The sequence below is a fragment of the Stenotrophomonas sp. STEN022 genome, assembly GCF_056760155.1.
This window is the reverse complement of record NZ_JBRREG010000156.1, coordinates 1-6,611: the sequence shown is the minus strand read 5'-3', so window position 1 is coordinate 6,611 and position 6,611 is coordinate 1. Positions and strand designations below refer to the sequence as shown.

Genomic DNA, 6,611 nt, shown 5'->3' with positions numbered 1-6,611 from the left:
CCCCCCCCCCCCCCCAAAACCGGGGGGGGTGTGGGGGGCGGCGCCCCCCCCCCCCAACCCGGGTATGGGGGCGGCCCCTTTTTTTTTTGTCAACTCAAAACCCAAGTTTTCCGCGGATACCCCCCCCCCCACAACAAAGCAGGATGCACGGACGTCATGCGTTGGAAGACAGCAGTGGTCAAACCCACGATTCTCGGCATGGCATTGGCTACGACCAGTTGCGGCTTTCCGCTGCCCGGCAGCCAATCTCATGTAGAGCCGATGGATCCGGCACGTCAGCTGATCGGGCAGGTGCAAGGGCAGGGTGCGAGCAGCCCGCTGCTCGGCAGTGAGGTGCTGGTCGAAGGCATCGTGGTGCGCAACCTGATGGGTGACAGCGACGATATCGGTCAGGAGCTCAAGGAAACCCTGGGCGAAGGTGATCGTGGCACGCCAACCATCGGTTGGTTCCTGCAGGACGAGGGGGACGGTAACCCGGCCACATCCGATGCGATGTTCGTGCTGGATCAGGGCTACGACACCTCAATCAACATGCCGGCCGAGGCTGAGTTCACCATGCGCATGGGCTCGCGGCTTCGCACCGGCGATCGGGTGGCCGTACGCGGAACCGTGGTGGAGCTGCCACAGCAGCAGGTGGTTGATCAGCCACGCAGTACCGGTCATCGGATTTCGCGCGGCGAAGCGGGCGGGACGGTTACCAGCATCGCGGCGATGTCGCTGACGCTTGTCGGGTCTGATGAGCGCGCTACGGCAATCGTTCCTGTCCCCGCTGCTGGCAGTGGTTACGAGGAGTCCCGCGAAGGCATGCGCCTCGAAAGCGTCTTTGTTGCAGAGAATGTCGGCCGTCGCTGAGAGGCGTCACGCTGAAAGAGATCACCCCGGATCCGACCGGCAAAAAAATGCCTCCCCGTTTCCGGGGAGGCTTGTCGACGTCAGACGGGAAGCATCAGGCTTCCGGCTTGGCGTCACGCAGCTCGCGGCGCAGGATCTTGCCGACGTTGGTCTTGGGCAGTTCCTTGCGGAACTCGACGATGCGCGGATGCTTGTAACCGGTCAGGTTGGCGCGGGCAAATTCCTTCACCTGCTCCTCGGTGAGGTTCGGGTCCTTCTTGACGATGACCACCTTCACCACTTCGCCCGACTTCTCGTTGGGCGCACCCACGGCCGCCACTTCCAGGATGCCCGGCATCATTGCCAGCACGTCTTCGATTTCATTCGGGTAGACGTTGAAGCCGGACACCAGGATCATGTCCTTCTTGCGGTCGACGATATAGAAGAAGCCGTTCTCGTCCATGCGTGCCATGTCGCCGGTATGCAACCAGCCATCGGCGTCCATGACCTTGTCGGTCTCGTCCTGGCGATGCCAGTAACCCTTCATCACCTGCGGGCCGCGGATGCACAGTTCGCCAACCTCGCCCGTCGGTACCATCTGCCCATCGTCGGTCTTGACGCAGGCTTCGGTGGAGGGAATCGGCAAGCCGATCGCACCGTTGTATTCCTTCAGGTCCAGCGGGTTGATACAAGCCGCTGGTGAAGTTTCGGTCAGGCCGTAAGCTTCCACCAGGGTGACGCCGGTGACCTTCTTCCACTTGTCGGCCACGGCGCGTTGCACGGCCATACCGCCGCCGAGCGCGAACTTCAGGTTGGAGAAGTCGACTTCATCGAAGCCCTCGGTATTGAGGAGGCCGTTGAACAGCGTATTGACACCAGTAATCGCGGTGAAGCGGTTGTTCTTCAGCTCCTTGATGAAGCCCTTCATGTCACGCGGGTTGGTGATCAGGTAGTTCAAGCCGCCCAGCTTCATGAAGACCAGGCCGTTCGCCGTCAATGCGAAGATGTGGTACAGCGGCAACGCTGTGATGATGACTTCCTCGCCCGGCTTGACGCCCGAAGCGCTGATCCAGGCCGAAGCCTGCTGCATGTTGGCAATCAGGTTGCGGTGGGTCAGCATCGCACCCTTGGCCACGCCGGTGGTGCCGCCTGTGTACTGCAGGAAGGCGATGTCGTCGTGATCCACTTCGACCACCGGCATGCTGTGGCGCTTGCCAAGCTTCAGCGCATCCTTGAAACGGATGGCCTTGGGCAGGTCGTAGTCCGGCACCATTTTCTTCACGTACTTCAGCACGAAGTTGACGATGGCGCCCTTGGGGAAGCCGAGCATGTCGCCCAGGCCGGTGGTGATGACCTGCTTGACCGGCGTATCGGCGATGACCTGCTGCACGGTATCGCCGAAGTTGTCGACCACCAGCAGTATGCTGACGCCGGCGTCGACCAACTGATGCTTGAGTTCGCGTGCGGTATACAGCGGGTTGACGTTCACCACAGTCAGGCCGGCGCGCAGGATGCCGAAAATAGCGATCGGGTACTGCAGGCAGTTGGGCATCATGATCGCAACGCGGTCGCCCTTCTTCAGCTGCAGCTCGCCCAGCAGGTAGGCGGCGAACTGGGTGACCAAAGCGTCCGCTTCGCCATAGGTCAGGACCTTGCCGAAGTTGGAGTAGGCCGGGCGATCACGGAACTTGGCGACCGAGGCATTGAAGACATCGGCGACGGAGTGGAATTCGTTGACGTCGATTTCAGCCGGCACACCAGCCGGGTAGCTCTGCAGCCAAGGACGTTCTTGCGTCATCTTCCCCTCCAGGAAATTGAATGATCTAGTGGTCAGGCCCGATCATCGGGCACCGGCGTTATTGTTGCCAGCATACCGTTCCGAATTGAAAAGGCGAAGGGATAGATGATGCGATCAGTCTTCAACTGCATGCTTTGTGCGGTGATCATGCTTTTGCTGGCCGCTTGCGGCCGCGAACCACCGGAACAGCGTCTGCGCGAAAGTTTTGCTGCGATGCAAAAGAGCGTGGAGGAGGGCAGGCCCGGTGGCTTCATGGAGGGGGTGTCCGAAGACTTCGTGGGCAACGAGGGGCTGGACCGTGGCGGGATGGAGCGTCTGCTGCGTGGGCAGTTGTTGCTCAACGCCAAGGTGGGTGTGCAGACCGGGCCGTTGCGGGTGGAGATGGGCGAGGGTGGTACTGCGACGGTGCGCTTCACTGTGCTGCTGACGGGTGGCAACCAGGGGCTGCTGCCCGAGCGTGGGCAGATGCAGGAAGTGGTCACTGGGTGGCGCGAGCAGGATGGGGAGTGGCAGGTGTATAGCGCGGATTGGGCGCCGGTGGGTGGGGAAGGCTGAGCTGCTGGCTTTGTAGCCGGTTGAAGGTTTTGGAGTTTTAGAGCGCAACAGCACCCCTCCCCAGCCCTCCCCTTGGCTACGCCAAAGGGAGGGAGACAAGCGGGGCTGCTCTTGCCCCCTCCCTTTGGCGTAGCCAAGGGGAGGGCTGGGGAGGGGTGCTCTTGCTTCTCGCCGCAAAAATGCAACAAAAAAGAACGCCCCAACAGGGGCGTTCTTCCAACTCAACATTCAACGCCGTAGATCAGGCAGCCTTCTTCGCCGCCAGCTGCCGCAACACATACTGCAGCAAGCCACCATTACGGAAGTACTCGACTTCCTTCGGCGTCAGCAGCAGCACCTTGGCGGTGAAGCTCTTGCGGCTACCGTCGGCCCTGGTAGCAGTAACCGTTGCGGTCTTGGCCTTGCCATCGTCCAATCCGGTCACATCAAACACCTCCGAGCCATCCAGACCCAAGGTCTGCGCGTTCTCGCCGTCATGGAACTGCAACGGCAGCACGCCCATGCCGACCAGGTTGGAGCGGTGGATGCGCTCGAAGCTCTCGGCGATCACCGCCTTGACGCCGAGCAGGTTGGTGCCCTTGGCGGCCCAGTCGCGCGAGGAGCCGGTGCCGTATTCCTTGCCGGCCAGCACAACCAGCGGCACGCCATCGGCCTTGTACTTCATTGCCGCGTCGTAGATAGCCAGCTTTTCGCCGCTGTTGCTGCCCGGGGCGTAGTACAGCGTATTGCCGCCTTCTTCGCCACCGAACATCAGGTTTTTGATGCGGATGTTGGCGAAGGTGCCGCGCACCATCACATCATCATTGCCGCGGCGGCTGCCGTAGCTGTTGAAGTCGGCCGGCTGCACGCCACGCGACTGCAGGAAGCGGCCCGCCGGCGAATCCTTCTTGATGTTGCCGGCCGGCGAGATGTGGTCGGTGGTGATCGAGTCACCAAACAGGCCCATCACCCGCGCGCCATGCACGTCGCTGATGCTGCCGACCTGCATCGTCATGCCGTCGAAGTAGGGCGGGTTCTTGATATAGGTCGAATCGCCATTCCATTCGTAGGCCTGGCCTTCCGGCGATTCGATCTGCGCCCAGCGGGTGTCACCCTTGAACACATCAGCGTAGTTCTGCTTGAACATCTCCGGGCCGACGGTGGCGGCGATGGTGTCGCCGATTTCCTTGTTGCTCGGCCAGATGTCGCGCAGGTAGACGTCCTGACCATCGCTGCCCTTGCCCAGCGGCTCCTTGCTCAGGTCGATGCGGACCGTGCCGGCGATGGCATAGGCGACCACCAACGGCGGCGAGGCCAGGTAGTTGGCCTTCACTTCCGGATGCACGCGGCCTTCGAAGTTGCGGTTGCCCGACAGCACCGAGGCCACCACCAGGTCACCGGCGGCAATGCCTGCGCTGACTTCGGTGGGGAGCGGGCCGGAGTTGCCGATGCAGGTGGTGCAACCGTAGCCGACCACGAAGAAGCCGAGCTTCTCCAGGTCCGGCAGGACGCCGGCTTTCTCCAGATAGTCGGTGACCACGCGCGAGCCCGGTCCAAGCGAGGTCTTGACCCACGGCTTGGCCTTGAGCCCTAGGCGTGCCGCGTTGCGCGCGAGCAGGCCGGCGCCCAGCATTACCGCCGGGTTGGAGGTGTTGGTGCACGAAGTGATGGCGGCAATGACCACCGCACCATCCTTCAGGCGCATGGGCTGCTCGTTGATCACGATGTCGGCATGGCCCTTGGCCAGCTGCTCGTTGCCCACCGCAGCACCGCCGCCTTCATTGATGAAGTCGGACACGTCGCCATTGCGTTGCTCGCGGTGGCTGGTCAGGCCCTTCAGTGCTTCGCTGAAGTTGCTGTGCACGTCTTCCAGCAGCACGCGGTCCTGCGGGCGCTTGGGGCCGGCCATCGACGGCTTGACCTCGGCCATGTCCAGTTCCAGCGTAGCGCTGTACTGCGCATGCGGGCTGTTGGCGTCGTGCCACAGGCCCTGGGCCTTTGCATAGGCTTCGACCAGGTTGATCTGTGCATCGCTGCGGCCGGACAGGCGCAGGTAGTTCAGCGACTCGGCATCGATCGGGAAGATGCCGCAGGTGGCGCCGTATTCCGGGGCCATGTTGGCGATGGTGGCGCGGTCGGCCAACGGCAGGTGCTGCAGGCCCTCGCCATAGAACTCGACGAACTTGCCGACCACGCCGAGCTTGCGCAGCATCTGGGTGACGGTCAGTACCAGGTCGGTAGCGGTGGTGCCTTCGGGCAGCTTGCCGGTCAGCTTGAAGCCGACGACCTGCGGGATCAGCATGGATGAAGGCTGGCCCAGCATCGCGGCCTCGGCCTCAATGCCACCGACGCCCCAGCCGAGCACGCCGATGCCGTTGATCATGGTGGTGTGCGAGTCCGTGCCGAATACGGTGTCGGGGAAAGCCCAGTTGGCACCGTCGATCTGCCGTTCCATCACCACGCGGGCGAGGTTTTCCAGGTTCACCTGGTGGACGATGCCGGTGTTTGGCGGCACCACCTTGAAGTTCTCGAATGCCTTCTGGCCCCAGCGCAGGAAGCTGTAGCGTTCCTGGTTGCGCTGGAACTCGATCCTGCCGTTGAGGTCCAGCGCGTCAGGGCGCCCGAACACGTCGACCTGCACGGAATGGTCGATGACCAGTTCGGAGGGAATCAGCGGGTTGATCTGCTCGGCCTTGCCGCCAAGCTTGGTGACGGCGTCACGCATGGCGGCCAGGTCGACCACGCAGGGCACGCCGGTGAAGTCCTGCAGCACGACGCGCGCTGGCATGAAGGCAATTTCGGTGTCCGGCTCGGCCTTGGGGTTCCAGCGGGCGACGGCTTCGATGTGGTCCGGGCCGACGGTCTGGCCGCCGTCCTCGTGCCGGAGCAGGTTCTCCAGCAGGATCTTCATCGAGTAGGGAAGGTGGGAGATGTCGAACTTCTGGCCGAGCTTGGGAAGGCTGCAGTAGGTGTACTGCTGGCCGCCAACCTCCAGTTGGCTACGGGTGGAGAATGTATCGCTCATACAGCTGACTCCTCTTGGTACAGATGGCTTGCGGTGGCGCCGGGGCGCTGCGCGGGCTTTTCAGAGCCATGGGGCCCTGTCAGGTGAATACTGGTCCGAGTATGGACGAAGCATCCGCCATCGGGCGCATGGTTGCTGGCAACAGTTTAGGCAACGGCTTGTTGCGCGCATGTAACGGTGTGCACCCGCGGACACAGTGGTGCCGAGCCATGCTCGGCAGGGGCATTGCCATCAGGAACTGGCAGGCCAAGGAGATCTGGTTTGTGGGAGCGGTGTAGGCCGCGAAGCCGCAGCTGCATCGGTCAGCAAAGAGCTACCCCTCCCCAACCCTCCCCTTGGCTGCGCCAAAGGGAGGGGGCGTAGTGCCGCCCCCAACAACCCACAAAAAGGGGAGCAAAACCCCACAAAGCGCAGCGCGACACA

The 6,611-nt window shown here is 62.7% G+C and carries 5 protein-coding genes; 2 read left to right on the top strand and 3 right to left on the bottom strand.

The annotated features are described in order from the left end of the window. The first annotated feature begins 156 nt into the window (after positions 1-156). Positions 157-852: a single stranded DNA-binding domain-containing protein gene (locus tag ACVOMF_RS20215; RefSeq protein ID WP_481510860.1), complete on the top strand. Its 696-nt coding sequence runs from the start codon at positions 157-159 to the stop codon at positions 850-852. 94 nt (positions 853-946) lie between these two features. Here ACVOMF_RS20215 and ACVOMF_RS20210 read toward each other — a convergent pair whose 3' ends face one another. Together ACVOMF_RS20210 and ACVOMF_RS20205 are read right to left on the bottom strand one after the other, a co-directional pair. Continuing rightward, positions 947-2,629, bottom strand: a complete 1,683-nt coding sequence (locus ACVOMF_RS20210) for a long-chain fatty acid--CoA ligase (protein ID WP_481510859.1) — start codon at positions 2,627-2,629, stop codon at positions 947-949. Positions 2,630-2,661: 32 nt separating this feature from the next. Then, a complete protein-coding gene (locus tag ACVOMF_RS20205) occupies positions 2,662-2,883 on the bottom strand; it encodes a hypothetical protein (protein ID WP_481510858.1) in 222 nt (73 codons plus the stop codon). On the opposite strand from ACVOMF_RS20205, the gene ACVOMF_RS20200 reads away from it, so the two are divergent. Continuing rightward, complete coding sequence (locus ACVOMF_RS20200) at positions 2,882-3,184, top strand: nuclear transport factor 2 family protein (protein ID WP_481510857.1); 303 nt, start codon at positions 2,882-2,884, stop codon at positions 3,182-3,184. The genes ACVOMF_RS20205 and ACVOMF_RS20200 overlap by 2 nt on opposite strands. A gap of 241 nt (positions 3,185-3,425) precedes the next feature. Here the strand turns inward: ACVOMF_RS20200 and acnA are convergent, their stop codons facing one another. After that, the gene (gene acnA / locus ACVOMF_RS20195; RefSeq protein ID WP_481510856.1) at positions 3,426-6,188 is read right to left on the bottom strand and encodes an aconitate hydratase AcnA; all 2,763 of its coding nucleotides are present in this window, start codon (positions 6,186-6,188) and stop codon (positions 3,426-3,428) included. Positions 6,189-6,611 lie beyond the last annotated feature (423 nt).